At 52.0% G+C, this 26,893-nt stretch carries 27 protein-coding genes; 6 read left to right on the top strand and 21 right to left on the bottom strand.

Translation table 11 applies throughout. The features are described 5' to 3' along the window. Positions 1 to 9 precede the first annotated feature (9 nt). The 12 genes from F608_RS0125280 to F608_RS0125225 form a co-directional block, all read right to left on the bottom strand. Positions 10 to 459 carry a hypothetical protein gene (locus F608_RS0125280; protein WP_022668536.1) on the bottom strand — a complete coding sequence of 150 codons (450 nt, stop codon included), beginning with the start codon at positions 457 to 459 and terminating at the stop codon, positions 10 to 12. After that, positions 460 to 1,839 (bottom strand): argininosuccinate lyase, encoded by a 1,380-nt coding sequence (gene argH / locus F608_RS0125275; protein WP_022668535.1) that lies wholly within the window; start codon positions 1,837 to 1,839, stop codon positions 460 to 462. It lies immediately after the preceding gene. 40 nt (positions 1,840 to 1,879) lie between these two features. Beyond that, positions 1,880 to 2,797 carry an ornithine carbamoyltransferase gene (argF, locus tag F608_RS0125270; RefSeq protein WP_022668534.1) on the bottom strand — a complete coding sequence of 306 codons (918 nt, stop codon included), beginning with the start codon at positions 2,795 to 2,797 and terminating at the stop codon, positions 1,880 to 1,882. A gap of 14 nt (positions 2,798 to 2,811) precedes the next feature. After that, positions 2,812 to 3,990: an aspartate aminotransferase family protein gene (locus F608_RS0125265; RefSeq protein WP_022668533.1), complete on the bottom strand. Its 1,179-nt coding sequence runs from the start codon at positions 3,988 to 3,990 to the stop codon at positions 2,812 to 2,814. Continuing rightward, positions 3,983 to 4,888, bottom strand: a complete 906-nt coding sequence (gene argB / locus F608_RS0125260; RefSeq protein WP_022668532.1) for an acetylglutamate kinase — start codon at positions 4,886 to 4,888, stop codon at positions 3,983 to 3,985. Before argB ends, F608_RS0125265 begins: the two co-directional genes overlap by 8 nt. Further along, positions 4,885 to 6,255 (bottom strand): ATP-dependent protease ATPase subunit HslU, encoded by a 1,371-nt coding sequence (hslU, locus tag F608_RS0125255; protein WP_022668531.1) that lies wholly within the window; start codon positions 6,253 to 6,255, stop codon positions 4,885 to 4,887. Before hslU ends, argB begins: the two co-directional genes overlap by 4 nt. Positions 6,256 to 6,264: 9 nt before the next feature. After that, a complete protein-coding gene (gene hslV, locus F608_RS0125250) occupies positions 6,265 to 6,837 on the bottom strand; it encodes an ATP-dependent protease subunit HslV (RefSeq protein ID WP_022668529.1) in 573 nt (190 codons plus the stop codon). 21 nt (positions 6,838 to 6,858) lie between these two features. After that, a complete protein-coding gene (xerA, locus tag F608_RS0125245) occupies positions 6,859 to 7,797 on the bottom strand; it encodes a site-specific tyrosine recombinase/integron integrase (protein WP_027363113.1) in 939 nt (312 codons plus the stop codon). Between the two features lie 11 nt (positions 7,798 to 7,808). Continuing rightward, entirely contained in the window at positions 7,809 to 8,408 is a 600-nt protein-coding gene (locus F608_RS33340; RefSeq protein WP_022668527.1) for a uracil-DNA glycosylase family protein, read from the bottom strand. Between the two features lie 5 nt (positions 8,409 to 8,413). Next, complete coding sequence (coaBC, locus tag F608_RS0125235; protein ID WP_022668526.1) at positions 8,414 to 9,610, bottom strand: bifunctional phosphopantothenoylcysteine decarboxylase/phosphopantothenate--cysteine ligase CoaBC; 1,197 nt, start codon at positions 9,608 to 9,610, stop codon at positions 8,414 to 8,416. Positions 9,611 to 9,624: 14 nt separating this feature from the next. Next, on the bottom strand, positions 9,625 to 10,176 hold the full coding sequence (locus F608_RS33335) for a hypothetical protein (protein WP_022668525.1): 552 nt from the start codon (positions 10,174 to 10,176) through the stop codon (positions 9,625 to 9,627). A gap of 225 nt (positions 10,177 to 10,401) precedes the next feature. Next, complete coding sequence (locus F608_RS0125225; RefSeq protein WP_022668524.1) at positions 10,402 to 10,929, bottom strand: hypothetical protein; 528 nt, start codon at positions 10,927 to 10,929, stop codon at positions 10,402 to 10,404. A 247-nt stretch (positions 10,930 to 11,176) separates the two neighbouring features. Here F608_RS0125225 and F608_RS0125220 point away from each other — a divergent pair, with 247 nt between their 5' ends. The 6 genes from F608_RS0125220 to F608_RS0125195 are packed head-to-tail and all read left to right on the top strand — an operon-like array spanning position 11,177 to position 17,546. Beyond that, positions 11,177 to 11,785: a GspH/FimT family protein gene (locus tag F608_RS0125220; protein ID WP_022668521.1), complete on the top strand. Its 609-nt coding sequence runs from the start codon at positions 11,177 to 11,179 to the stop codon at positions 11,783 to 11,785. After that, entirely contained in the window at positions 11,782 to 12,471 is a 690-nt protein-coding gene (locus tag F608_RS0125215; RefSeq protein WP_022668520.1) for a prepilin-type N-terminal cleavage/methylation domain-containing protein, read from the top strand. Before F608_RS0125220 ends, F608_RS0125215 begins: the two co-directional genes overlap by 4 nt. A 2-nt stretch (positions 12,472 to 12,473) precedes the next feature. Then, positions 12,474 to 12,926 (top strand): prepilin-type N-terminal cleavage/methylation domain-containing protein, encoded by a 453-nt coding sequence (locus tag F608_RS0125210; protein WP_027363110.1) that lies wholly within the window; start codon positions 12,474 to 12,476, stop codon positions 12,924 to 12,926. Next, on the top strand, positions 12,926 to 13,465 hold the full coding sequence (locus tag F608_RS0125205; RefSeq protein ID WP_022668518.1) for a pilus assembly PilX family protein: 540 nt from the start codon (positions 12,926 to 12,928) through the stop codon (positions 13,463 to 13,465). Before F608_RS0125210 ends, F608_RS0125205 begins: the two co-directional genes overlap by 1 nt. A gap of 34 nt (positions 13,466 to 13,499) precedes the next feature. Then, positions 13,500 to 17,108, top strand: a complete 3,609-nt coding sequence (locus F608_RS0125200) for a PilC/PilY family type IV pilus protein (RefSeq protein ID WP_022668517.1) — start codon at positions 13,500 to 13,502, stop codon at positions 17,106 to 17,108. A 33-nt stretch (positions 17,109 to 17,141) separates the two neighbouring features. Then, the gene (locus F608_RS0125195; protein ID WP_022668516.1) at positions 17,142 to 17,546 is read left to right on the top strand and encodes a hypothetical protein; all 405 of its coding nucleotides are present in this window, start codon (positions 17,142 to 17,144) and stop codon (positions 17,544 to 17,546) included. A 168-nt stretch (positions 17,547 to 17,714) separates the two neighbouring features. Here F608_RS0125195 and F608_RS0125190 read toward each other — a convergent pair whose 3' ends face one another. From F608_RS0125190 to F608_RS0125150, 9 genes are all read right to left on the bottom strand, one after another. Beyond that, positions 17,715 to 18,482 carry an ABC transporter permease gene (locus F608_RS0125190; protein WP_022668515.1) on the bottom strand — a complete coding sequence of 256 codons (768 nt, stop codon included), beginning with the start codon at positions 18,480 to 18,482 and terminating at the stop codon, positions 17,715 to 17,717. Then, entirely contained in the window at positions 18,475 to 19,419 is a 945-nt protein-coding gene (locus F608_RS33330; protein WP_051148655.1) for an ABC transporter ATP-binding protein, read from the bottom strand. The genes F608_RS0125190 and F608_RS33330 overlap by 8 nt, the downstream gene beginning before the upstream one ends. Before the next feature lie 16 nt (positions 19,420 to 19,435). Next, complete coding sequence (locus tag F608_RS0125180; protein ID WP_022668513.1) at positions 19,436 to 20,329, bottom strand: hypothetical protein; 894 nt, start codon at positions 20,327 to 20,329, stop codon at positions 19,436 to 19,438. Between the two features lie 314 nt (positions 20,330 to 20,643). Then, entirely contained in the window at positions 20,644 to 21,105 is a 462-nt protein-coding gene (locus F608_RS37220; protein ID WP_425248206.1) for a type IV pilin protein, read from the bottom strand. Between the two features lie 317 nt (positions 21,106 to 21,422). Continuing rightward, on the bottom strand, positions 21,423 to 22,811 hold the full coding sequence (locus tag F608_RS0125170; RefSeq protein ID WP_022668511.1) for a sigma-54-dependent transcriptional regulator: 1,389 nt from the start codon (positions 22,809 to 22,811) through the stop codon (positions 21,423 to 21,425). Between the two features lie 24 nt (positions 22,812 to 22,835). Beyond that, on the bottom strand, positions 22,836 to 24,122 hold the full coding sequence (locus F608_RS0125165; RefSeq protein WP_022668510.1) for a dihydroorotase: 1,287 nt from the start codon (positions 24,120 to 24,122) through the stop codon (positions 22,836 to 22,838). After that, positions 24,106 to 25,047, bottom strand: coding sequence for an aspartate carbamoyltransferase catalytic subunit (locus F608_RS0125160; protein WP_022669423.1), 942 nt, complete (start codon positions 25,045 to 25,047; stop codon positions 24,106 to 24,108). The genes F608_RS0125165 and F608_RS0125160 overlap by 17 nt, the downstream gene beginning before the upstream one ends. 10 nt (positions 25,048 to 25,057) lie before the next feature. Beyond that, positions 25,058 to 25,687 (bottom strand): signal peptidase I, encoded by a 630-nt coding sequence (gene lepB, locus F608_RS0125155; protein WP_022668509.1) that lies wholly within the window; start codon positions 25,685 to 25,687, stop codon positions 25,058 to 25,060. A gap of 21 nt (positions 25,688 to 25,708) precedes the next feature. Further along, positions 25,709 to 26,872, bottom strand: coding sequence for a homocysteine biosynthesis protein (locus F608_RS0125150; RefSeq protein ID WP_027363107.1), 1,164 nt, complete (start codon positions 26,870 to 26,872; stop codon positions 25,709 to 25,711). Positions 26,873 to 26,893: the final 21 nt, after the last annotated feature.

The raw sequence follows: 26,893 nt of genomic DNA, 5'->3' as shown, positions 1-26,893 counted from the left end.
CAACCCGGTTTAATCGCTTGAATTCTGACCCGTCCCGGACGGGTCGACCAAGATGGTTTGGGTATATTTGCTTCTCATACCATCCGGGCCCAGGGCCTGAACCCGAAAATAGTATCTGCTGACCGGATCCAGGGTCAGTTCATATTTCATATCCGGCATGGGAATCGTGGCCATGGACTTAAACACAAAGGGACAGCCCTCACAGTCGCCGGGCCCCTTGACAGCGGCAGACACCTCAAAGGCTTCGGGTCTGACCCGGGCCTTGTCAGGATCTGTTTTATGGTTCCATTGGATAAAAACCCGGGTTCCGGTCAATTGAAAGGTCAGGTCAATGGGGGGGGCCAGATTTAGGCCTTCTTTCAGGGGCGGCAGGGGCGGTCCCTTTTTGCCGCAGGCCGTGACCATGGCCAGGGCGGTGAGCCAGACCAGCCCAAAGAGCAATGTTCTGTTTATCTTCATCTAAATATTCAGCTCCTTTTCCGCCCGGTCCAGGGCCTCTTTTACACCGGCAAATCCGGTTCCGCCATAGGTGATCCGTCGGGCAATCATCTGTTCCAGGGATATGAATCCGTATACATCTTCCTGAACCAGGTCACTGAAAGAGTGCAGCTCGGAGAGGCTCAGCTGCTCCAGTTCTTTGTTCTGCCCAAGGGCAAAGGCGACGGCTTGACCCGCAACGGAATGGGCCTGCCGAAAAGGCATGCCCCGGTTGACCAGATAGTCGGCAAAGTCCGTGGCATTTAAAAATCCCCGTTGGCAGGCGGCCAGCATGGCCTCTTGATTCACTCTGATGTGTGGAAACATCCGGGTATATACGTCAAGACAGATATTCAGGGTGTCCACGGTGTCGAACAGGGGTTCCTTGTCCTCCTGCATGTCCTTGTTATAGGCCATGGGCAGGGATTTCATCAGGGTGAGGATGGAAACCAGATTCCCGATGACCCGGCCGGTCTTGCCCCGGACCAGTTCGGCCACATCCGGGTTCTTTTTCTGGGGCATGATGCTGGAACCCGTTGTAAATGCATCGGAAATGGTGATAAAGGAAAACTCCGAAGAGGACCAGAGGATCAGTTCCTCTGACATCCGGGAGAGATGCATCATGCAGATGGATGCATGGGAGATGAATTCAATGACAAAGTCCCGGTCCGATACCGAATCGATGCTGTTGTCGGATACACTGCCGAATCCCAGGACTTCCCGGGTATATTCCCGGTCCAGGGGATAGGTGGTCCCGGCAAGGGCAGCCGCTCCCAGGGGCATGACATCCACCCGTTTCAGGGAGTCTGACAAACGTTCAATATCCCGTTTAAACATCTCATAATAGGCCAGAAGATGATGGGCAAAGAGAACAGGCTGGGCCCGCTGAAGATGGGTGTAGCCGGGCATGATCACATCCTGATGTTCCCGGGCCAGGCCCACCAGGGCCCTTTGAAATGCCCTGAGCATCCCAATGAGATGCCGGGTTTCCTTTTTCAGGTAGATGCGCACATCCAGGGCCACCTGATCGTTTCTGCTTCGTCCCGTGTGCAGCTTCCGGGCAAGATCTCCGCATTCCCGGCCCAGGGCATCCTCCACGTGCATGTGGATATCTTCCAGGCTGTTTGAAAAGGCGATCTCATCCTTTTCAATCCGATCCTTGACCCGGCCCAGACCCTGGATCAGAGCCCGGGCCTCCTCTTCCTCAATGATGGACACCTTGGCCATCATCTTCAGATGGGCAATGGACCCTTCAATATCGCTGGCGTAAAGGCGCTTATCCACGTCAATGGAGGCATTGAACTTTTCCACCAGTTCGTCTGTGGATTCGGAAAATCTGCCGCCCCAAAGTTTTTCACTCATAATATTTTTAATTCCCCGATTCTCAATTATCCATTCTCAATTATCCATTGAGAATGAGGGCTTCCAGAATGGCCTTGTGCATGTGACGCTTGTTCTCTGCCTGGTCCCAGAAGGCCGCGTCTGCCGCTTCCAGGACATCCTCTGCGATCTCCTCCCCCCTGTGGGCCGGCAGGCAGTGCATGACAAGAACATCTGGCTTTGCTCCGGATAACAATTCCTTATTGACCTGGAAGCCCTGAAACGTCTTGATTCTGTGTTCCAGTTCAGCTTCTTCCCCCATACTGGCCCATACATCTGTATATACAACGTCGGCCTTTTTCACCGCTTCTTTGGGATCGTTTGTAAGTACAATATTGGGTTTGGTTTCCGCTCCCGAACCCTCAAGGATCTCCGGGCGGATCCCGTGTCCGTCCGGGCAGGCCAGGATAAGGTTCATACCCAGAACCGAGGCGGCGTTGATCCAGGAGTTGGCCACGTTGTTGCCGTCCCCCACCCAGGCGATCTTCACCCCTTCATATCCGCCCTTGTGTTCGATAACGGTCATGATATCGCTCAGGATCTGGCAGGGATGAAAAGAGTCGGTCAGGGCATTGATCACCGGGATTGAGGAAGTGGCTGCAAATTCTTCCACAAGACCATGATCAAAGGTTCTCATGGCCAAGCAGTCAATGTACCGGGAGAGCACCCTTGCCGTATCCTTGGCAGGTTCGTTCCTGGAGATCTGGGTGTCCTGGGTGCTCATGTAGATGGGATGGCCTCCCATCTGAATCATGGCCGTTTCAAAGGCGATCCGGGTGCGGGTTGATTTTTTGTCAAAAATCAGGCCCAGGGTTTTTCCGGTGAGCCGGGTATCCATGATTCCCCGGCCGTATCGTTTCTTGAGTTCTAGGGCCCTGTCAAACAGGTGTTTAAAATCCTTTGGTTCAAGGTCCAGCAAGGATAAGAGATCTTTTTTCAAAACATGCCTCCGGTTTACAACAGGCTGTCCAGAACAGCCGCAAGTTGGTCGATTTCAGTTTTCTCCACAATTAATGGGGGCGCAAACCTCAGGACTTTATCCTGAATTCCGTTAATAATAAAGCCTTTTTTAAAACAGGCATCGACAACGGCCCCGGCCTTTTCATCGATTTCCATCCCAATGAGAAGGCCTTTGCCCCGGATCTCTTTGACCCGCTCATGCCGGTCCCTGAGTTCCCCTAATTTTTCTTTAAAATAATCTCCTGTTTCAATGACCCGGGCAAGAAAATCCGGATCACAAATCAGGGAAAGGGCCTCAAGGGCCGCTGCCGTTGCCAAAGGGGTTCCGCCGAATGTGGAGCCATGACTTCCGGGCCCAAAGCCTTTGGCCGCCTCTTTTGTGGCCAGCACGGCGCCGATGGGAAAGCCGTTGGCCAAGGCCTTGGCCAGGGTCATGATATCCGGAAAAACTTCGTAGGCCTGGTGGGCAAACAGGGTGCCGCACCTGCCCATGCCGGTCTGAATTTCGTCAAATATCAGCAGGGTCCCGGTTTCATCACAAAGGGCTCTGACCTGCTCCAGATAGCCTTGATCGGCCGGGATCACCCCCCCCTCTCCCTGGACAGGTTCCAGCATCACGGCACAGACCGTGTCATCCATGGCATTCTTCAGGGCATCCAGATCGTTGAACGGCACATGGATAAATCCTTCCAGCAGGGGATAAAACCCGTCTTTGATTTTATCCTGTCCCGTGGCGGACAGGGTGGCCATGGTCCGGCCGTGGAAAGACTGCTCCATGGTGATGATCTTGTGCCGTTGGGTGTCCCCTTTGACCTGGAAAAATCTCCGGGCCAATTTGATGGCCCCTTCGTTGGCCTCGGCACCGGAATTGGCAAAAAAAACGCGCCGGGCAAAGCTGTTCTCGACCAGGGCCTGGGCAAGATCGGCCTGGGGCCGGGTATAGAAAAGGTTGGACACATGGACCAGGGTGGATGCCTGTTTTTCAATGGCCCGGGTGATCCTGGGATGGCAATGCCCAAGGTTGCATACGGCAATACCCGCCAGAAAATCTATATAGGTTTTTCCCTCGGAATCCGTGAGACGTGTCCCCTCCCCTTTTACAAAGGGGGCACTGCCCTGGCGCAGATAGGTTTGGAATACAAAATCGTCTGTTTTTTGAATAGAATCAGTCATCCTTTATCCTTTCGCCTTTACCCTCTAAATAAACCTGGGTGCCGATTCCGGAATCCGTAAATAATTCCAGCAGAAGTGCATGGGGAATTCTGCCGTTGATGATGTGGGATTTTCCCACCCCGCCCCGGACGGCATCCAGGGCCTTTTCCACCTTGGGGATCATGCCCCCGGAGATCCGGTTGTCGGAAATCATCTCGCCTGCGGTCTTCCCGCTGATGGTAGAGACCAGTTTTTTTTCCTGGTCCAGGACACCGTCCACATCGGTGAGCAGGATGAGGCGCTCTGCCTGGAGGGCCGTTGCCACCTTGGCCGCCACCACATCGGCGTTGATGTTATAGGTTTCTCCCCGGGAGCCGATGCCCACCGGTGCGATAACAGGGATAAAGCCTTTGGCCGTCAGGGTGTGGATGATGTCCGGGTTGATCTCCTTGACATCCCCCACCATGCCGGGATCAATGATTTCCGGGGGTTTGGATTCATCCTCCTGGAAAAGGATCTTCATCTTTTCGGCCAGGATAAGGCCCCCGTCCTTTCCGGTGAGACCCACAGCCTTTCCTCCCTCCTGGTTGATCCGGGCGACAATATCCTTGTTGACCTTTCCCCCCAGAACCATTTCCACCACATCCATGGTGGATTCATCCGTATACCGCATGCCCCGGATAAAAGTGGAGGTCATGCCCATGGCCTCCAGAACCAGGTTGATCTGGGGACCTCCCCCGTGCACCACCACCGGATTTACGCCGATATACTTTAACAGGGTGATGTCGTTGGAAAAATCCTGCTTGAGTTTTTCATCCTTCATGGCGTGGCCCCCGTATTTGACCACGATGGTTTTCCCGGAAAACCGTTTGATATAGGGAAGGGCCTCAATTAATATGTCTGCAACGGTCTGGCTCATAGGATGTACCTGCTTAAATCCTGGTTTTCTACGATGTTCATCAACTGGTCTTCCACAAAGCCTGCATCAACTACTATATCCTTTACATCAACATCAGGTGCCTTGAAAAGAATTTCCTCCAGAAGTCTTTCCATGAGGGTATGCAGCCTCCGCGCCCCGATGTTCTCCGTGGTGGCATTCACCTCAACAGCGATGTCGGCTATCTTTTCCACGGCATCCTGGGAAAAGGAGAGATTCACCCCTTCGGTCCGTAAAAGGGCGATATACTGGAGAATCAGGGCGTTCCTGGGCTCGGTCAGGATCCGGCTGAACTCCTTGGCCCCCAGGGAGTTGAGCTCCACCCGGATGGGAAACCTCCCCTGGAGTTCCGGGATCAGATCCGAGGGTTTGGATACGTGAAAGGCGCCCGAGGCAATGAAGAGAATATGGTCCGTCTTTACCGTGCCGTACTTGGTGGGAACGGAAGAGCCCTCCACAATGGGCAGCAGATCCCGCTGGACCCCCTCCTTTGAGACCTCCGGACCTTGGCTTTTTTCCTTGCCGGCGATCTTATCGATTTCATCGATAAATATGATACCCGACTGCTCCACCATGGCAATGGCATCTGTCTTTACCCGTTCCATATCCACGAGATGGGAGGCCTCCTCCTGGGTTACCAGCTTCATGGCCTCTTTGACGGAAACTTTTCTCCGCTTGGTATTTTTGGGCATAAGGTTCCCCAGCATGTCCCGGACGTTAATGCCCATTTCCTCCATACCGGTGTTTGAGAAAATCTCCACCATGGGAGAGGTTTTGTCTGCCACATCCAGATCGATCATCCGTTTGTCCAGCTTGCCCTTCCGGAGCATGGACTTGAGCTTTTCCCTTGTCCCGGCCCCGGACTTTTCCTCAGAGTTCGGGGTGCCGGTCACCTCAATGGAGTTGTCTCCACTGATCCCGGTATGCTGGGATGAAGGAGGCAGAAGAATATCCAGAATCCGTTCCTCGGCAATCCGGGCCGCCTTTTCCTGGACCGAATCCTGCTGCCTGGCCCTGAGATTGTTGACCGTAAGCTCCACCAGGTCCCGAATCATGGATTCCACATCCCTTCCCACATATCCCACTTCGGTGAATTTGGAGGCTTCAACCTTGTAAAAGGGAGAGTCGGTGAGATTGGCCAGGCGCCGGGCGATTTCGGTTTTGCCCACGCCGGTGGGGCCGATGAGGATGATGTTCTTGGGGGCGATTTCCTCCTGGAGGTCCTTGTCCAGCTGGCGTCTCCGCCACCTATTTCTCAGGGCAATGGCCACGGATTTTTTGGCATCGTCCTGGCCGATGATATACTTGTCCAGTTCGATTACAATTTCTTGGGGTTTTAAATCTTCCATTCTTAAATTTTACTTTTCTTTTGGGTTTATCGGGTCGGATTCTATCTCTTCCAGGGTCACATGGTGATTGGTGTATATGCAAAGATCCCCTGCAATGGCCATGGCCTTTTCAACGATTGTTCTGGGGGAAAGGTCGGTGTTCTCCATCAGGGCGACGGCGGCGGACTGGGCGGAAACAGACCCGGACCCGATGCTGATCACCCCCTGATCCGGCTCAATGACATCCCCGTTCCCTGAGATCAGGTAGGTATTGGATTCGTCTGCGGCGATCATCATGGCTTCCAGGCGCCTAAGATACTTGTCCGTCCGCCATTCCCGGGCCAGTTCCACACAGGCACGGGTCAGACTCCCATTGTACCTTTCCAGTTTTTCCTCCAGCTTTTCCGAAAGGGTCAGGGCATCGGCCGTGGCCCCGGCAAACCCGGTGATAATTTTATCGTTGTATATTCTTCTGACTTTTCTGGCCTTGTGCTTGGTCACGATATTGCCCAGGGTGACCTGGCCGTCTCCGGCCACCACGACTCCCTGCCCGTTCCTCAGGGCCAGTATGGTGGTGCCGTGGAATGTATCAAAATCTGCCATTGTATCAAAACTCCTTGGTTTTCAGCTCCTTGGGTGTGCCTTGTCATATACCCGGGTCAGATGATCCATGCTCACATGGGTGTAGACCTGGGTGGTGGACAGGCTGGCATGCCCCAGTATCTCCTGGATCCCCCTCAGATCGGCACCGGAATCCAGCATGTGGGTGGCAAAGGAATGGCGCAGGGTATGGGGGGAAACCGGGACAAAGAGACCGCATTCCCTGACGATCTTGTCCAAGATCCTCCGAATGGACCGGCTGCTCAGCCTGGAATGAAACCGGTTTAAAAAAACCGGGGTACACTTTTCCTTCAGGGCGGCCCTGTAGGTTTCAATGGCGGCCAAAGCCCTTTTCCCCACAGGGACCACCCGTTCCTTGCTGCCTTTGCCAAAGACTCTAATCATTTGGGAATTAAAGTCAATGTCATCCATGTCCATGGAATGGATTTCCGATACCCGCATGCCCGTGGAATAAAAAGTCTCAAACATGGCAAGGTTCCGTTTGTCCATCCAGGATGCAGTGGGAATTGAGTCCAGAAGCCTGTAAAGGTCGTCAATGGTCAGGAACCTGGGGATGGTTTTTTCTAGTTTCGGAAAAGGCACCCCGTCTGCCGGATTCAGATCCATATGGTTCGCCCGCACCAAAAAATTGAAAAAGGACTTCAGGGAAGAAAGGCGCCGGGACAGGGTTTTCTTTGACCGCCCCTCCCGGACCTCCGCAGCCAGGTATTGGCGGATGTCCTGCTTTCGGATCCCGCGAGCGCAAGGTAAAAAACGAATCTGGAGTTCAGTTTCACTCTCCTGCCGGGAAATGACCTTTGCATGCTCAGGACGTTCCCCATCCGGTGTCCGGGAAAGAAAAAAAGAGATAAAGCGAATCAAATCGGACCGATAGGCCCGGCAGGTATGGGGGGAATATCCCTTTTCAGCCACCAGGACATGGATGAACTCCTCCAGGATCAGGTTGGGGGGACTCATTTTTTTAGACCCGCCTTTGTCATTACCTGTTGAAGAGCATTCCAGACCGGCCTTTTCAGGTCCGGCTCCGCCAGCAGATCATTGGGATGATAGGTGGGCATGGCCGGAATCCCGCAACAGGTAAGAAAGCGTCCCTGGATCTTCTCCATGGACTCCCGGGAACCGGTAAAACACCGGACGGTTTTCTCTCCCAGAAGAATGAGAAAGTCCGGACAGGATATTTTGAGTCTATTTTCCAGGGTTTCGGGCCGGGTGCAGGTACAGATGAATACCTTGGCCGGGTCCAGATTCATGGCCCGGATGATTTTTTTTAAAAGGGCACCAGGTTCACCCTTGAAAAAAGAGGGCTGGGTGTCCACAAACCAAATCTTAGAATTTTCAGGTCCCTGGGAAAGAAAATCTCTTCCCGGCGGGCCGGGCATTGTTTCCGGATGAACCCAGGACTCCAGGATCTGTTTTGAAGAGTCGGAAATCTTTAAACCAATATTGTCCAGGTCCTTCTGGTCGGAAACAAACTGGGATAAATCCCTGATCACCCGGTCAAGGGAAAGGGAAATATCAAAAGATTCCGTTTTATCCGGGGTTTTGGAAGGCATGGCCGTTATCCCAGATGACCCAGGATCGTATCCAGAACAATATCGGCCACCTTGGTTTTTTCCATGAGGGGAACATCCCTGAAATTTCCGTCCTTGGAAAAGATCTTCACCTTATTGGTCCGGGACTGGAATCCGGAGTCTTCCCCCCCCACCATATTGGCCACGATCATGTCCAGATTCTTTTTTTCCATTTTCATGCGGGCATGGACCTCCAGATCATGGGTCTCTGCGGCAAAGCCTACCAAAAACTGCTGGTCTGTTTTTAACTCTCCGATCTTTTTAAGGATATCCGTGTTTTCCGTCATGGACAGGGTCATTTGGGTCTGCCCGACCGTTTTCTTGATCTTGAGCTCTTCTTGGTGAACAGGCCTGTAATCGGCCACAGCCGCCACCTTGATGATAATGTCGGCCCGGGGAAGTTCGTCCAGCATGGCCCGGGCCATCTGGTCGCAGGTCTCCACAGAGATGAGACCAACCCCCGGCGGAGGGGCCAGATCCACGGGACCGGACACCAGAGTGACCTCCCCTCCCCTTTTTTCGGCGGCTGCTGCAACGGCATATCCCATCCTGCCCGAAGAGTGGTTGGAGATGTACCGGACCGGATCAATGGCTTCCCGGGTCGGCCCGGCAGAGATGAGGAGTCTTTTCCCCTTCAGGTCTTTTGGGTTCAGCATGGCCGTGATCCTGTCCAGAATAAACCAGGGTTCGGGAAGCCGCCCTGCCCCGACTGTCTTGCAGGCCAGGACCCCTTCATCCGGATCGAGAATATGGAGCCCGTCCTGTTCCAGAAGATCCAGATTCCTCTGAACCCTGAGATTCTGGTACATATCCGTGTTCATGGAAGGGCAGACCAGGATGGGGGAGGTTACGGCCAGGAAGGTGGTGGTCAGGGCATCGTCGGCCAAGCCTTGGGCCAGCTTGGCAATGCAGTTTGCCGTGGCCGGAGCGATCACGGCCCCGTCTGCCAGGGAGGCCACGTCGATATGGGCCACGGAAGAACCTGTGTCTTTCCAGAGATCTGTGATCACTGGGTTTTCAGAGAGCACTTCAAAGGTGGTCCGGCCCACAAAATGCCGGGCCGCTTCGGTCATGACGACATGGACGTCGGCCCCGGCCTTTTTAAGAAGGCGTAGAAGTTCGACAGACTTATAGGCGGCAATCCCTCCGGTGACGCCCAGTAAAATATGATTGTCCTTGATCATGAAAAATTCCGGATTTAATTGGACAGGTCGGATTCAGACATGTCCTGGGAGGAAAAGTGCTGATTCGCATCCCCTACCGTGGGCGCCACCCCGATTTCCACATAGGTGTTGATCTGTTCGTCCCGGATGGTGATCACGGCGCATCTGGAGGGTTTATTAAAGACCATGATGGTGGTCCCCGGGGATTTGATCTGGCTGATGATCCCCCAATTGTCCTTCTGCATATTGTTATTGAAAAAGTTAAAAAGAGAACGGCTGTCCACCCGCCCCTTGAGGGTCAGGACACCCGACCTGAATCCGGGCGTGGTTACCACCATGGTCCTGTCCTTGACGATTTTCAGCTCCATGGGAACCAGGACATCCACAAAATCATAGTACACGGCCGTGGTCTTCTTGGACTTGGATGAAGGCGGTTCCGAAGAGGCTCCGTCCTCGGGGCTGCTGGAAAAGGGATTCCCCCCGCATCCGGAGAGAAATATCATGATCATAATCCCAAACCCGATATGGATCAGGGCAGATAAGGGGGTGAAACCGGTTCTTTTCCGTTCTGCTGTCTTATTTTTCATCTGTCTCTCCTCGGTCTCTATAAATAGCTCTTTTGCTGATTTTGGCTGGTCCTGTCTTTCTAAAACGAATTGTCCCAAAAGTCAATTTAGACGGAAGATTAATTGACGGAAAGGCCTTTTACGGAAAGTTTTAGATTTTTTGCCCGGAAACGATAAATGGAGAATAAATTTGACTTTTCTCTGAAAGTCAAAACCACGCTCCCATGGTCAAAAATTGTCCATCGTTTACTCAGGATTGTCAATCTCTTTCAATTTCCGGTTGAACCTATCGAGTTCGATCTGGTAGGCGGTAATTTTTTTATTCAGGGCCTGGACCCTGGCGTTGTACTCTTCAATCCCGGCAGGTGTCTTCAGGGTTTCCTTAAGGACAAGCAAGGCCTCTTTTTCCTGATTAAGTTCTTTTTCCTCCTGATTCAGCCAGGCTTTCAGGGTTTCCATTTCAGGATTCTGAACCTTGTCCGGGGCGCCGCTTTCACCCGCAGTCCCGGAACTGGAGGCGGAAGGACTGGAGTTTTGTTTCTCGTGATCGCCTGATTTTTTTTCGACGATCTCTTCAAAAGACCTTGCTCCGGGCCTTTGGGTTTCAGGGACCTGTGACAAGTCATCGGTAATAACAATGGTGCCGCCGGAATCCCTGTACTGATAAAAATCCGCCCCGGCCGGGAAAACCCCAAGGACCAGTACGAAAAAAAAGATCCAAAGGAGATACCCAAATCCCAACCCGGTTTTTCTATATTTCAATTTTACAGCCATATATCACCATCCCATAATCGTATTTCAACGGTCCTTTCCTTTTTATACCATGAAAAAGAGGGTTCTGCTCTTTCATCGCCCCGGTTGTAAAGGTCTGCCATGCGTCGGGTATTCCGGAAAATTCAACGCATAAGGCAAACCGTCCGGGATGAAACGGGTCTGCGTGGTATTGTTATTGCAATTCTTTGGCCCAGGGCTTTAAAATAAATTGACTTTGCCAATGCCAGCATTGATAATACAGGATATAATGAAGAATACAAAATCCAATACATTCATGCAAATGAAAAATAACTCCGGGTTCACCCTCATCGAACTGGTCCTTGTCCTGATCATTATCGTTGTGCTGGCCAGTGTCACCATCGCCAATTTTTCCTCCTGGCAGGACAATATATATCTTAAGTCTGCTGCAAGGGATCTATACTCTTCCATGCAGGAGGCCAGGATGATCGCCGTGGAGAACAATTCAAGCACGGCCATTGTCTTTGATACGGCCAACAACCGGTATTACCTGTGTGATGACCCCGGGGCCGATGGCTGGGACGGGGCAAACGATTATACCGGAACCGGAGACAACAACATTCTCCGGACCGTTGACCTGGCGGCGGCCTACAACAACAGGGTCAGGTTCGGTCCCGGCAATGTGACCGCCGGCAGCCCTGGCAGCGGGGATCCGCTTCCGCCCGATAATATCAGTTATTCTTCTCCGGTGAATATCTTAACTGTGAATTCCAAGGGAATCGGCAACGGCGGATACGCTTACCTGGAAAACCCGAACCAGGATATCTGCTATGCCGTGGGGACCCGGGTCAGCGGACTGGTCAAAATCTGGAGATGGGACGGAGGGGCCTGGCAATGAGAAAGGATAAAGGATTTACCCTGATTGAACTCATGATCACCATGGTCATTGCCGGCCTTATCATGATCGGCGCCTATGCCGCCTATACATCCCAGCAGAAGACCTACTACGCCCAGGATCAGGTCACGGAGATGCAGCAGAATATCCGGGCGGCCTTATCCATCATCACCTCGGAACTCCGCATGGCCGGGTATGATCCCACGGGAAGCGGGAATTTCGGGATCGTATGGGCTCTTCCCGGGCGGTTTCAGATGACCACCGATATGGACGGGGACGGGGTTGTAGACGGCCCCGAGACCCTTGAGTTCGGATTTTCATTTGCCATGGATGCAGACAGTAACGGAGACGGGATCCCGGATAATGACAATGACGGAGACGGGGTTCCCGATCCCATTGACATCGGCATGCAGACAAACAATGCCGGCGGATACCAGGACATTGCCGAGAGTATCCAGGCAGTGGAATTTCTCTATTATAATGCATCCGGGAACATCACCGCAACGGTCGCTGATATCCGGTCCGTCCAGATGACCGTCCTGGCCAGGGCCCGCCGTCAGGACCCCCAATTCACCCATACAACAACCTATACCACCCCATCCGGACAGAACTGGGGACCGTATAATGACAATTTCCGCCGCCGGATGCTGACCACCCGGATCCGGTGCCGCAACCTGGGGTTAAATTGACCATGAACCTTTTAAAAGATAATCAAGGCTTTACCCTGATCGAGGCGCTGATGGCCATGCTGGTCCTGACCATCGGGATCCTGGCATTGAACTCCATGCAGGTTTCCAGCACCCGGGGCAATTCCAGTGCAAATAATCTGACAGTTGCCAGCTCCGTTGCCGGTGACGGGTTCGAACGGTTGCTGAACCTGGACTACGATGATTCCACAATGGATCCGGCCGGAAATCCCCACGATGAAACCGAGCTTACCGGCTATCAGCTGCCAGCGGGCGTGGCGTCGATCTCCTGGAATGTCGCGGAATGGACCAATACCGACGGAACAGATAACGACGGCGACGGAACCACGGACGAGGCAGATGAGTTGAATATCAAATTGGTCAGCCTTACCGTGAATTACCAGGATCAGCAGGCCAAGACCCTAACCATTAATTTTCTCAAAAGTGAGCTATATTGATGAAATTAATTCAAACAATAATTTCTCCCGTTAAAAACGAATCCGGTTTTGCCCTCATCTCCACCCTGCTGATCATGTCTCTTCTTACCATCACCGGCCTGGCCGCCATCAACACCACCAGTTTTGAACTCAAAATTGCCGGGAATGAACGCCGGGCCCATCAGCGATTTTATTCGGCCGACTCCGGATGGAAACAAGCCGGTCCCTATCTCAACGCCCAGGCCACGCCCCCAAGTTTTGTCAACACCACCTTGAAAGCAGGTGATTCCAGCTATGACTGGGACGATATCTATTATAACATCGTCCGGAATTTCGGTGACGGGGGAGACAAGACCACCAACGCTGCCTTTTCGACCGGTACCGAAGACGGCAGAATTTCAAATATTCCATACTGGTACCGCCTGGCCTATCAGAATGATTTCCCGGCCATAGGGTTCGGGGCCGGTTACCGAGATTTCCAGTACGAGGTAAAATGCAACTCCAACGGGACTTCCGAAGTCGTGACAGGGGTCAGGAAAGTCTACCGGGTCGGATATTAATTTTCCTATCCAAACAATGAAAAAGGGGTACATCATGGCGAAAAAAAATTCAGGGCAAACCTTTCTCTATTTTCTTTTTCTGGTTCTTGTAATCTTTATCCCGGAACAGGCCCGGGCCCTATGCCCCATTGATCCTTCCGGCACCTATATTGAAGCGGAAAATTTTTCCGGTTCCTATAATCTGGACGGTACCCCCAATGCGGGGGACTGGTTTAGTACGGCAGCCGAAGGCAGCGGCACGGTTCTGGTCTCGGGAAGCGGCGGATCTGCCACCACCACCCCGGGCAAGGAAGTAAAAACATATCAGGTGACCTTTTCAACCACCGGGACCTATTATATCTGGATGCGGGGAAAGGCATTATCCGGATCCCAGGACTCCATGTTCTTTACCGTGGACAACGATGCCTGGAAGGCCTGGAATTTCGGAAGCACTTACAACACCTATATCTGGACCAAATCCATGCAGGTGGGGACGGACAACACCATCCAGATCAATACGGCCGGCACCCATACCCTCAAGATCGCCATGCGGGAGGCAGATACCAGCATAGACGGGTTTTACCTGACAAAGGGAAGCGAAACCCCGGCAAACCCGCCCACCGGTAACAGTGTCGATCCCCAGACCGGATGCCCGGGCCCCTACTGGACGGCCAATCCCGATTCCCTGGGGCCCACCTGTTTCAAGGGATACAATGCCGCTGCCCAGACCTTTACCATCACCAACACCGGAAACAATGATGATCCGGCAACCGCAACCATCACCATTGATGAGACCTGGGCCGTGGCTGCCGACTCGGTTGTCCCGGCCCTGGCCCAGAACGATTCCCATACGGTGACGGTCAATTTCAACACCTCTGCCTTGTCTGCCGGGACCTATACGGCCACACTGACCATTACCGGAGCCGCCAACAACTCTCCCCTGAAAGTTCCCATCACCCTTATCGTCAAATCCGTGCCCTCCACGGCGGCCTGCGGGGAAATCCCCCTTTATGCGGAAAACCTGATCAATCCGGCCATCATGGTTCAACTGGATACCTCGGGAAGTATGAACGACAAGATGGATATCGGGGGCGGGGTTGAGATGAGCCGCATCGCCATTGCCGAGGACGTTCTCAAGGAAGTGTTTCTCGACCGCAGCATTGCCTGGGGTTTTGCCACCTGGGCCGGCGGATCCTGCAATGACTCGGACAGTGACAATTCCCCGACCTATTATACCAAGTACAGGATCGGGATCCACGAGCATGATGCAGCTCACCAGGCAGCCCTCCAGGACAAGGCCGATGACGGTTACCCTTCGGGATGCACCCCCCTTGCCCCTACCATGCGGGCCGGACTGGAGTACTTCAAGTCCAACCGGTTGGACAGCTACTACACTGAAACCTATTTTAAATACTCCTGCCAGCCCAGAATCCTGGTGATCGTCACCGACGGCCTGGGAAACACGGCCACGGACAACACAAGGATCGATAAGGCGGTGGAGGACCTGATCACCGAAGGCGTCAGCATCGTGGCCGTAGGCTTCGGCCTGACCAATGCCGACCAGCTGGACCGCATCGTTAAAAAGATGCAGACCGCCGGAGAGGCAGATGACGAGGATCAGCTCTACCATCTGCATAATGAGGACGCCACCGGGACCGCTGTCCCGTTCATGGCCCAGAACCGTCAGGAGTTCATCGACGCCATGAACTCCATTGTCTCCAATGTAAAAGCCCAGGTCTTTCACGGTTCTTCTCCCGCACCCACCACCTCGGTGGACAACGGCGCCATATTATTGAACGCCTCCTTTGACGCCTCCGACTGGACCGGGAATATCACGGGAACCCGATTCAATACGTTTACAGGAGAGCTTGAAGCCACCTATCTGTGGGAAACCAAGACCAGCATGCCCGCAGTGATCAACGGATTTATCTACGACAGTACCGCCACGACCACGGGATATGTCTCCGCCTATACCGACGCCTCCATAGCCGGGGATAATTTTTTATGCAAGGCCATGGGGGATGTCATCAATTCCACCCCGGCCATTATCGGATCGCCGCCCTACTACTATAAATTTGATTCCTATTTTGCCTTTAAGTACGATGAAAACGTCAGGGCCAGGGATGAGCTGGCCTATGTGGGTTCCAACGACGGGGCTCTTCATGTCTTCAAATTATCCGACGGAAGCGAAAAATGGCGGTTTTATCCGGACAGCGTGAAAACCGAGATGGCCCTTGCCGGGACAAATCCCAGCGATGATATGTGTTCCCCTTCCTACTGCCATAAATTCCTGGTGGACGGATCTCCAGAACCCATGGATATTTACGTGGATTCCACCGGCTGGCGGACCGTGCTGACCACCGGGCTGGGACAGGGAGGATCCGCCTTTTTCGCCCTGGACGTGACCTATGGTGAAGATTTTGATGCACCGGCCAAAACACTTTCCGGGGGCACAACCCTGGAGGTAAAATCAAAGTTTCTATGGGAATTTACAGATACGGATCTGGGCCTGGCCACTTCATGGCCCTCCATTGACAGGGTTTACTCTGATCCCAAAGGAACCGGATGGGCCACCTATTTCGGTTCGGGATACCGTTCTTCCGACGATCCCCTTCTCCAGTCCGACAAGGAATCCTACCTTTTTGCGGTCAATTCCTGGGACAAGAGCCAGGTCTGGCTGGATGCTTCCGATACTCCCATCTATAAGATCAAGCTGCACCCGACAACCCTGAAAAATGACGTTCCTGGGCCGCCCTTGGTCATTGACACCCAGGATGACGATTACCTGTCCGACCGGATTTATATGGGCAATCTCTACGGCAATATGTACCGGGTGAAAGAAATCGGATTCAACCAGAAGCCCGTATCCGAACTCTTCTATGATGCCGGAACAACGGACCACACCACGCCGGTGACGGCCAAGGCCGGATATGCCTATGCCGGCCACGGGGATATCTGGCTCTACTTCGGAACCGGCAAGTATATTGATCAGGTGGATAAACTCACCGTTGATCAGCAGTACTTCCTGGGGCTGTTCGATGAGGGAGCTGCCACGGCCACGGCCTATAAGAAAAGCGATCTTGTGGAAATGAAAACCAGCATCATAGAGGCATATGCCCTGAACGCGGACGGAACCCTAGCCGATCTGGACGGTGACGGCAATGCTGATTTAAACAAATACCGGACCCTGTCCTGCACCTCCCCTGACATCCACGGGGTATGTAATGCCGACAATAAATCCTGGATCCTCAACCTGGCCATTCCCGCCGATTCAGGCTCAGAGCGGGTGATATCCCAGCCCTTGGTAGTCGGCGGAGTTGTCTTTTTCACCACCTTTGTTCCGGACGGGGATGTCTGCGAGGGCAACGGGGATACCTGGCTTTTTGCCCTGGACTGGGAAAACGGGAATGCTGTGAGCCCTGAGGTCTTTGATATCAACGGAAACGATGAGTTTGACTCGGGAGATACACAGGTCCGGACTGAATCCGGTGATACGGCAAGTGTTGCCGGGATCTATATCGGCACGGGAAAACCCTCCGGCGAACTGGTCATCTACAACGACATTCTCTACGTGGGAACCACGGATCAGCCCCCCACGCCTGTCAATGTCAATCTGCCGGACCAGCGGACAAGGCTCAGGTCCTGGCAGCAGATCTTTAAATGATTTCCCTGAATACAATAAAGCAGGAGGAGTGTTATGAAATCCTATACAATCATTATCCTGAGCCTCATACTGGGGGTCTGTTTCATTGGCATCTCTTCTGCTGAAGAGGCAACTGACTACAGGGTGGTTACGGATATCGTCTATGAACTGGCCAACAGCGGGAATGTGGCCCAGATCGGGGACTTCACCGTATCTGAAATCCGGTCCGTCTGGCAGAACAGAGGGGAAAAGGACGCCCAGGGCCAGCCCGTACTGATCCAGGTCAGCAGAAGCTATATCCGCCAGGGAAAACCGGCCAGTGTTTTTCTGATCAAAAAGGACGAATCCGGTTTCTGGACCGCGGACAGGATCGTCGTATACTCCGGCAAGGGCCTTAAGGACGCCATCCAGGCCCTGCCCTTGTCCAAGAGAAAGGAACTGCTAGGCACCTCTGATTAATCCGTCCCCATAAAGTTCCCCGCCGCAAGAGGACGGGGTATTCCTATAAGAATTTATCAATTTTAACGTCGCAAGCAACGGGGTATTAAACCCAATGCTTCACAAAAAAAACACCCGCCCCAGGCGGGTGTTTTTTGCTTTCAGCTTTAGACTTTCAGCTTTAGGCTTCTAGGTAATATCCCTGCCCTGAAAGATAAACATACTGATCAAAAGCACGGCCAGGGTATAGCAGGCGGCATAGGCCAGGGAGAGAAGCACTTCCTCTCCTGAGATGGCCAGATGATGGACCACCCGGGTCTTGTAATTCAAAAATTCCAGGTTGGGGAGAATATAATAGGCAGCATCAGCTAAATTTTTAAACAAAACATCTTCGGTTGCGGCGGCAAGGCTTTTCAAATCCCGGGTAAAATGACCGATGATAAAGATCCCCAGGGTGAACATCCCGCTCAAAAAGGGGCTGGCAAAGGTGGAAAAGAAAAAGGCAAAGGCCAGGATGATCATGATCTCGAAAAATATGGGGATAATGGCCGTGAGCAGGCTCCAGGGAATCTGGGGATCGTAGGCGAAACAAAGGCCGAACAAAAGAACGGACATGACTACCACCTCCACCAGGATGGTGAGACCCAGACCCAGGTACTTTCCCATGAGAAACTGCCACCGGGCCAGGGGTTTGGACAGGATGATGAAGATGGTTCTTTTTTCCATCTCCTTGTATACCATACCGATACCCACAAATATGGCAATCAGGGTTCCGGCAATGGAGATGGATCCCAGGCCGAAATCCTTGATGATCTTTAAGGGATCACCAATGGTCAGCTTGCCCAGGACCGTGGAGAACATCACCAGGATCACGGCAAAAAAGAGCAGACTGTAAAAGATCTTGTCCCTTATGGATTCCCGGAAGGTATTCAATGCAATGGCCGTGATCTTATTCATGATCGTCTTCCCCATCATCTATACTTTTAATGTAAATATCCTCTATGCTCTTTCTTCCCGAAGCAAAGGAGATCAGGTCGAGTCCCTGTTCCTTTACCTGTTCCATGATCCGGCCGGCCAAATCCTGATCCCGGGTGGAGATGATGTTCCGGCTCCCCCTCACCACCTGTTTGATATCGGTTTCCCGGTCCAGCCCGGACAGATTGAGCTGCCCGCCCCGGCAAGTGATCTCCCAGGAGGTTTCCCCGGCAGTGACGGGATCATCCATGGCCACGATCTGCTGAAGCTCACCTTTGGCCAGGATCCCGGCCCGGTCACAGATCATCTCCACATCGGCAATGATATGGGAGGAAAATATAATGGTCTTTCCCTGGTCCCGGCAGTTGAGAATAATATCCCTCATATCCTTTCTTCCCATGGGATCCAGGCCTGACATGGGCTCATCCAGGATCAGGAGTTTGGGATCATTGACCATGGCCTGGGCAATGCCGATGCGCTGGAGCATACCCCGGGAAAACTTTCGAAGCTGGACACCTCTTGCATGATCCAGTCCCACAAGATCGAGCAGATCCCCTACCCTCTTTTTTTTCAAAGCCCGGTCCATGTCAAAGAGACTGGCATAAAATTCCAGGGCTTCTTTTGCGGTAAGATAGGAATAAAAATAGGGATGCTCGGGCAGATAGCCCACCAATGCCCGGGTCTTTAGATCGGATACAGGATTTCCCCAGAAAGAGATCTCCCCCTTGTCCGGCTTTATCAGCCCCAGCATGAGCTTAAAGGTTGTGGTCTTACCCGCTCCGTTGGCTCCGAGATATCCGAAGATCTCGTTGTTTTTAATTTCTAAGTCCAGGTTTTTAATCACCAAGGACTTTTTTAACCAGCCGTTGGAAAAGCTTTTGTGAATTCCTTTTAATTTTATTGCAGTTTGCTCTAACACCTTATCAGCCCCTGTTTTATTCTGCCGGAACCATATTAAGAATAGATTTTGGTGATTTGTCAATGTGGACTTTCAGGTTTTTCGACTTTTTGGTATTTCGAACTAAATGATCTTCCCGGGATATATAATACCTGCCTCCCCTGGGATCAAACGGCACAGAGTTAATCATACCTTTTTCTATAAGTTCTCCTAAATTGTTAGGATACCTGTAAAATTTTGAAATGAATTGATCTACGGCCTGTCCCAGGAATTTTATGTTGTTGGTATTAATTATTTCATTGAGCCGTTGTGTCAGCTTGGTTTTTAGTTCTGGTTTATCCGTACTTTTTATCATCTCTTTCAAAAAAGCCACAGCGATCTCCGGTGAATCAGCGTCGGCATAAAGCCTGGATACCAATAAAGGAATATAAGCTGGACTTTCAGGAAATTTTGCAGCCTGTTCAAGATAATGAGCGGCAGTTATATAATCATTTTTATGATACATGTAATTGAAGGCTATAAAAAAAGGAAAATACCAATATCTAGGATGAGATGTAGAGATATTTTTCATGCCCTTTTTAAGTAAAAGTGTCGACTTTTCCACATCATTCAATTCTGTAGTAAGAATAACTCCACCAAATTCGTAAGGAATCTGGTAAAAAGGATCTAACGTGGTGACAATATCTAAAATATGACTCAACCATGAATAGTTTTGATCGGTGGAAGCATGTTCGCCAAAATAAGATAGTGCTTTAATCCATAAAAAATCAGCTAATATCTCATCGAATCCAAGGGCTGCGCCTTTTAAAAAATTTCCAGATGGCAGATAAAATAAATCTTCGATAATAACAGGTTGAAATTTTTTATCGATGTTTGAACTGATAAAAAAACAAAAAAGCATGAGCACTATGCAAAAGGCTATTTTTTTCATGGCTTGATTTCAATAACATGCCATAAGATAAAACACTATCAAAAATATTTAACTGTTGAGTTTTCCAGGTTTTGTAAAACCTCTCTTACAATTTTTTAAAAACCATATTAACAAAATCCAATACTGTTGTTCCAATCTTAAATTAAAATCTTTTGAGATAATTTTTCTGTGAAGGAAAATTCTTGTACATGGATGAGTTTTTATTGAAAATTTTGTATGGCTTGTAAATGAAAAAAGAGAGAGGTCAAAAGCTTTGACCTCTCTCTTTTTTGAAATAGAATTCTCTGGGGATAGTACTGACTATAAAGTAAGGTTTAGAATGCAGTTGCAGGGACAGGACCTGTAAGTGCACCAGCATCAGTCATGGTGAAAACTGCATTTGTACCATCGGCATCCAAGTCACCTGTTGCGGTAGCTGAAAAAGTAGGTGGAGTTGCTGCTGCGGGAGCTGTTACGGCAACGGCATACTGATAGTAAACATCACCAGCGGGTGCAAATCCTATAGTTGCGAAACCTCCGCCAGCATCCCACGTTCTTTTCCCTGCTGTTATGGCAGCAGCGGGGTTTGCGGCGCAAGGAAGGTAAGCATCTTGTTCAGCTCTGTAAGCCTCTTGCGATGTCTTAATTGCCCCCAGGTTGGTCTTTGCCTCAGCAGTCTTAGATTTCAACTGATACTGCAGGAAATTCGGAATAGCAATAGCCGCCAAAATACCGATAATAGCCACAACGATCATGAGTTCGATCAAGGTAAAACCCTTCTGGTCTTTCTTCAACATTTTAGTCATTTTAATTCTCCTTATTTTTGGTTGACTTAAAATTGTTTGTTCGTTTTCTCAACTGCCTAACCTAAATAGCAACGGGTGTGCCAGGGGGGTAAAAAAAGGATAGGTAAATGTTAACAGGCTGAAATAATAGAATAATTTTTCTTAAGGGAGAGATTGCTGAAAAAAAATTGAGTTGTAAGAGTACCCGGAGTTAACAAAAACCATTTCCTGGCTGACAAAAAATGTCAAAACCATCCAAACCTTGAAAAGACTGGAATCTTCAATGGTTATATAAGATCAAATTGATGGGGTGCCTGTGAAATTTCGTATCAGTCATCCACCTTATCCAACCGGTACCTCAGGGACCGCAGGGTCAGGTTCAGGTATTCGGCCGCCTTGCTCTTGTTGCCCCGGGCCAGTTCCATGGCCTTTTTAAGATAGGCCGATTCAATGGCGGAGAGGATTTCGTCCAGATCCACGCCCTGCTCCACCTGTTCCAGATCAAAGCGGCGGTCTTCGATGCCCTCCACCCAGCGGCGTTTCTTGTGCATGGAGATGGTCAGGCTTTCGGGCAGGATGATGTTGGTGGAGGAGAGTGCCACACTGCGTTCGATGAGATTTTCCAGTTCCCGGACATTGCCGGGGAAACTGTACTTGTTTAAAAAATCAATGGCATAGGAGGAAAGTTTGATAATGTCCTTGCCCATTTTTTTGGAGTATTTTTCGGCAAAGTGATTGGACAGAATCTCAATATCCCCTTTCCGGTCCTTTAAGGGGGGCACCTTGATGGGGATGACATTAAGGCGGAAAAAGAGGTCTTCCCGGAAGTTTCCTTCGATGACCTCCTCTTCCAGCTTCTTGTTGGTGGCTGAGATGATCCTAACGTCCACGTCGATCTCCTGGGTTCCGCCCACGGGCTTGAATGAGGTCTCCTGGACCGCCCGGAGCAGCTTGACCTGGAGCATCATGGAGAGTTCCCCGATCTCGTCCAGAAAGATGGTGCCCTGGTTGGCCGCTTCAAAGAGTCCCTTTTTATCGCTGATGGCCCCGGTGAAGGAGCCCTTGACATGGCCGAAAAACTCGCTCTCCATGAGGGTGTCCGGGATGCCCCCGCAGTTGACCACCACGAAAGGCTTGTCTTTCCGGTCGGAGTTCTCATGGATGGCCCGGGCGATCAGTTCCTTGCCCGTGCCGCTCTCCCCGGTGATGAGGACGTTGGTCTTGGTGGGGCCGATCTGTTCTATCTTTTTATAGATGGCCTGCATGCCCGGACTTTTCCCGATGATCCGGTTAAAGTACATGTAGTCCCGGAGTTCGGAACTGACCCTTTCCTTGTCGTGCTCCAGGGTTTTCAGCTCCAGGGCCCTGGCGATTGTTCCTTTGAGTTCGGTGTTGTCAAAGGGTTTGGGAACAAAATCATAGGCCCCTTCGTTCATGGCTTCCACGGCGATCTCGGTGGTGGAATAGGCGGAAATCAGGATGACCACGGTGTCGCCCTGTGTTTTCTTGACCTCCCTGAGCACGTCCAGGCCGGTGATGTCCCCCAGGCGGATATCGGACAGGACCAGGTCATACCGGTTTTTCCGGATCAGTCCCAGGGCCTGTTTCCCGTTTTTGGCCAGTTCCACACCATACCCTTCCTTGGACAGGAGGACCTCCAGGAACTCCCTCATGGAAGGCTCGTCATCCACCACCAGTATCTTGTGCTTGTCACTCATAAGGCCGTCACCTTCCACAGAATTTTACCTTTGGTAAACGATCTTCCCGTCAACCAGGGTCATAAAGATGTTTCCCCGGACTTTCATTCCCCCAAATGGGGTGTTCCGGCTCTTGGAAAGAAAATCTTCCGGATCAATTGTATACTCCGCATCCGGGTCGATAAGGGTTACATCAGCTACAGCTCCCGGTTTTAGATCGTTATCGACCCCCATGAGCCGGGCCGGATTCTTGGACAGTTTGAGAATCAGATCCTCCATGGACAAACGGCCCTCCCGGACCAGATCAAGGGCCAGGGGCAGAGCCGTTTCCAGGCCGATGATGCCGAAGGCGGCCCGGTCAAACTCCAGGTCTTTTTCATCGATGCTGTGGGGGGCATGGTCCGTGGCGATCATGTCAATGGTGCCGTCAATCAGCCCTTGGATAATGGCATCCCGGTCCTTTTCAGACCGCAGGGGGGGATTCATCTTGAAGTTGGTGTCATACTCTTTGATATCCCGGTCCGTCAGGGTAAAATAGTGGGGGGCGGTCTCACAGGTTACATTTGCCCCCCGTTTTTTGGCCTGGCGGACAGCCTCCACAGACTCGGCCGTGGAGATATGGCAGAAGTGGACATGGGCCCCGGTGAGCTCGGCCAGACCGATATCCCGGACCACCATGGCGCTTTCCGCGGCATTGGGAATCCCGGGAATCCCCAGGAGGGTGGCCCGGGGCCCTTCGTTCATGGCGCCGCCGGCAGCCAGGTTCCTGTCCTCGGCATGGACCAGAACCGGGATGTTCAGCCCCTTGCAGTACTCCAGGGCCCTTCGCATGAGCTGTGGATTTTCCACAGGCATTCCGTCGTCTGTGACGGCCCGGATCCCGGCCCTTTTCATGTCATGGATCTCGGCCAGGGTTTTGCCCAGGGATCCCACGGATACGGCCCCGGCGGGATAGACCCTGGCAGCCCCGGCTTTTTTACCCTGGGAGATGATAAAAGAGGTCACCTGACCATTGTCGTTCACCGGTTTTGTATTGGGCATGGAGCAGACCGCAGTGAATCCTCCCCGGGCCGCGGCTTTAAGGCCCGTTTCTACGGTTTCCTTATATTCATGGCCCGGCTCCCGGAGGTGAACATGGACATCGATGAGCCCGGGGGTCAGGATCATGCCCGGGGCGTCAACAATCTGAAGCTCCGGGGTTTGAAATTTATCCGGAACCGGTTGCCCCGGGTCCAGAATCGCCTCAATCCGACCCTCCTGGATCAGGATGTCCTTTTTTCCTTCCAAATTGCCAGGGTCGATCACCCCGGCGTTTTTAATCAACATCTGCATGTCGGCTTCCTCCTCCGGCCACAAGGTAGTAAAGGGCCATTCTCAGGGCCACCCCGTTGGTCACCTGTTCCAGGATCAAAGAGCATCCCGAGTCTGCCACCCCGCTGGAGATCTCGACCCCCCGGTTCAAAGGCCCGGGATGCATGACAATGGCATCCTTTCCGGCCAGATCCAGTCTTTTCCGGTTGAGGCCGTACAGGGCGGCATACTCCCTTTCCGTGGGAAAGAGAATATTTTCCTGGCGTTCCTTCTGGATCCTGAGCATCATGATCACATCGGCATCCGTTACGCAGGATTCCATGTTTTCAGCCACCCCACAGCCCAGATCCTCAATTCCCGGGGGAATCATGGTCCCCGGCGCGCATATGGTAACCTTGGCCCCCATCCTGGAAAGCCCGATGATGTCCGACCGGGCCACTCTGGAGTGGGAGATATCTCCCACAATGGCGATTTTAAGCCCCTCTATCTTTCCCTTTTTCTCCCGGATGGTCATCATGTCCAGCAGGGCCTGGGAGGGATGGGCATGGATCCCGTCTCCCGCGTTGATCACCGAGCATTTTACCCGTTGGGAAATCTGATGGGCTGCCCCGGATGAAGAGTGGCGCATGACAATGATGTCCGGATTCATGGATTCCAGGTTCCTGGCCGTATCCACAAGGGTCTCCCCCTTGACTATGCTGGAAGATGACTTGGAAATGGATACGGAATCGGCAGACAGCCGCTTGGCGGCGATATCAAAAGAGAGTTTGGTCCGGGTGGAGGGTTCCTGGAAAAAGAGAACAATGGTTTTTCCCCTGAGGGTGGGCACTTTTTTTACCGGTCTCTGGGAAATTTCCTTCATGCCCTGGGCCGTGTCCAGGATCATGGAGATTTCATCTTTATCCAGGGAATTTATATCCAGAATGTCCTTTCTTGTAAACACCATGATCTTTTCCTTAAAATAGCAGATTTCCGATGCGCCGCCACCGGATGCCCCAGTTTTCCTTGTTCCAGGACCAGTAGATCATGAAAGCCTCCCCTTTGACTTCACTTAAATCCACAAATCCCCAGAACCGGGAATCGTGGCTGTTGTCCCGGTTGTCTCCCATGACAAAGAGCTTGTTGTCCGGGATTTTTATCCTGTGCAGATTGTCCCTGGTGCTGAATTTGCCGGGGATGATCCGGTTATCCTTGTGGATGGCATAGGGTTCCGCCTCCACCTTTTTATCGTTGATAAAGACTTCCTTGTCCCTGATTTCAATGGTGTCCCCGCCCACGGCCATGACCCGTTTGATAAAATCCTTGGACGGGTCCTCGGGATAGAGAAAAACAACGATATCTCCCCGCTCCGGATCTTTTACCGGAATCAGGGTCTTGCCCCCGGTAAAGGGGATCTTTACCCCGTAGATGAACTTGTTGACCAGGATCTGATCCCCGATCTGAAGGGTTTCCAGCATGGAGCCGGAAGGAATTTTAAACGCCTGGACAATAAATGTCCGTATGAACATGGCAATGACAACGGCAATCAGGATTGCCTCGATGTTCTCCCGCCACGCATTTTTTTTCTTCGTCTTGATATTCGCCATGGATGAAATCTGCCTTTGGGTTTAATGGAACATGTGCTGGGGCTGACCGAGAAAGAACTTGGAACGCTGGATGGCTGTTTTCAGGATCCGGGCGATTTTTCTTGCCTTGACCATGCTGGACAGGGGTACCGTGACTACCTTTTGTCCTTTTACCATGATGGAACCGCTTTTCAGTTCAGCATAACTGACCTGGCCGTAGGATCTGGAGATGGCTTCGGGATAATCATACCCGTAATCCACGATCTGGGTGAAGATCTCTTCATCAGACACGGCCGTATACTTTAGAATTTCTTCATTTAATATGGGGATGGGAATGCCCAGGCCCACGGAAAGGGATATCCCGTATCCCCGGATGGACTGTCCCACCAGCCATTCCGGGGACATCTCCTTGAGATCCCCGATCACGGAAAGGGTGCCGGCAGGAGAAAGGGGGACCCCGTTAACACCCCGCTCCACATCCTTCTTGTGCTGGGTGCCGGTCCAGTTCACATACCCCTGGGCCCCGCCCAGGAAAATCCGGGTGCCAAGCCCGATGGTTTTCAGATATGGGTCGTTGAACAGGGGGCTGAGCTGTCCCGAGGTGGAGTAATTGGCATTGCCCATTTTGGATTTAAGGGTGCCCATATAGGTAAATTTGATTTTATCGGACCGGTTGATGGCACAATTGTAGTTCTGGTACCCGTTTCTGGGATTGCAGAGCATGGCGTTGGGAAGATCTTTGAGGGTAACGATTTTTTCGATCTTCCGATTGGGATAGCAGTCGGTGCCGTAACTTTCAGCCCGGATCTGAACCTCTTTTCCCGCCACCAGGTCCTGGATCACATGGCCGCCCCCGTAGTTGAATTCACCGGGATGGTGCTTGTTCAGGGGATCATCCTCACAGGTCTGGGTAGCGCCCAGGTAACAGTCCACCGCGGCCAGGCCCGAGTAGGCCGGCACATTGTTGAACCAGGTTTTTGTGGTCCTTACCAGGGGCTTGAACTGGCCGATATTGATAAAGGCCCCGGAGGAGCACATGGGTGCGAAGGTGCCTGTGGTGACCACATCCACCTGCCGGGCCGCCTCCACCACCCCTTCCCTGCGGGCAATATCAATGATCTCTTCGGCCGTGACAACAACCGCCTCACCCCGTTCAATCTTCTTGTTTATCTGTTCATAGGTTTTATTGATCTTATGACTGCTCATGATGTCCTTATTGAATTCTTT

This window comes from Desulfospira joergensenii DSM 10085 (assembly GCF_000420085.1).
GTDB classification, from domain to species: domain Bacteria; phylum Desulfobacterota; class Desulfobacteria; order Desulfobacterales; family Desulfobacteraceae; genus Desulfospira; species Desulfospira joergensenii.
This window is presented reverse-complemented; position numbering and strand designations above follow the sequence as displayed.